1 protein-coding gene is annotated in these 1,394 nt (G+C 39.6%); it reads left to right on the top strand.

Annotated features, from left to right (window positions below):
- Positions 1–1,321 (top strand): ATP-dependent nuclease (locus FNU79_RS18915; protein ID WP_143722337.1); only part of this gene is annotated, 1,321 nt, incomplete at its 5' end.
- Between the last annotated feature and the right edge of the window lie 73 nt (positions 1,322–1,394).

Here is a 1,394-nt window from a genome sequence, read left to right as displayed (position 1 = left end):
AGTCCACCGTGGAAACCGCCCGTCTGCGGGGTCAGGATCCCGTCGACGTCTTGATGTCCTTGCGCTGCTGACCTTCTACAAGCCGCTAATCAGATACGATCAGATAAAACTATCTGGCCCATCAGTACTGAGAAATATAATCTCATACGCTTTTGAAAACTTAGCAGAGAAACAGACTGCTTTCTCTCATCTCAGAGAAAGTGTTGAGAGAATAAATCAGGAATTTCGTGATGACGGTGGACTACTTAAAGATACTAAAAGCTCTTTTGATAGTCAATTGAGCGAATGGGGTATAGAAGTTAAGTTTTCAGCAAAACACATTGACGAGTCTGATATTATTAAATTGATGATTGATTTTGGATTTGCGGACAAAAACTCGCCAGACAAAGAAATTAGCATAGAAAATTATGGCCACGGATTTCAAAGATCAGTCATATTTAATTTGATTAAACTCGCCTCTGAATCTAAAAGCAAGCAGAACGCAGGTCACTCATCGAGTACAACGTTGATATTTGAAGAACCAGAAGCATATTTACATCCAAACCAGCAAACAGTACTTTTCCGACATTTGAAAAAGCTAAGTGAGACGGAAGATAGTCAGGTTATAGTCACCAGCCACTCTCCAAATTTTGTCCAAAAATCATCTCAAAATCTCAAATCAATAGCCAGAGTTTCTAGAGATCAGGGGATCAGTAAAGTTTTTCAGCTAGATGACGCTAAGCTAGAAGACTTATTAGCTCAGCAAAGCAAAATTAATGAGGTTTTGAGTGGGCTAACAGTAGATCAAGAAAATTACACAGACAACTTTAGCTATCATATATGGCTAGATTCTGAAAGATCATCTCTGTTCTTTGCTGGCAAAGTTCTTATTGTAGAAGGTGCAACGGAAAGAGTCTTGCTAAATTATCTTTTTGAAAACGATTGGTCAGATTTTGACAATCAGAAATTATACATACTTGATTCGCTTGGAAAATACAATATTTCCAGATACATGAAACTTCTAGAGGCATTTGGTATTCCTCATGGTGTTATCTATGATGGTGATGAGCATCTAACAGGTAGAAATTCCATCGTTATTAATCCTAAACTGAAGAGCCTTATCGACTCCAGCTGCAACGATTTAACAATTCATCTGCCAATATCCTTGTTCCACTGTTTAGAACATTATCTAGGAATAGAAGAGCCTAGAGAAAATGGTAAAAAACCTCTGAACATTTTAATGGCACTCCAAAACGCTAAAATTGATGCGGGGAAACTCGCAGATTTTCGCAGAATTGTAGAACAAGCTCTAAGCTCGACGTATCTGATTAGCGGCTTGTAGAAGGTCAGCAGCGCAAGGACATCAAGACGTCGACGGGATCCTGACCCCGCAGACGGGCGGTTTCCACGGTGGA

The organism is Deinococcus detaillensis (assembly GCF_007280555.1).
GTDB classification, from domain to species: Bacteria; Deinococcota; Deinococci; order Deinococcales; family Deinococcaceae; genus Deinococcus; species Deinococcus detaillensis.
The sequence above is the reverse complement of the archived record's forward strand: the minus strand, read 5'-3'. Positions and strand labels throughout refer to the sequence as shown.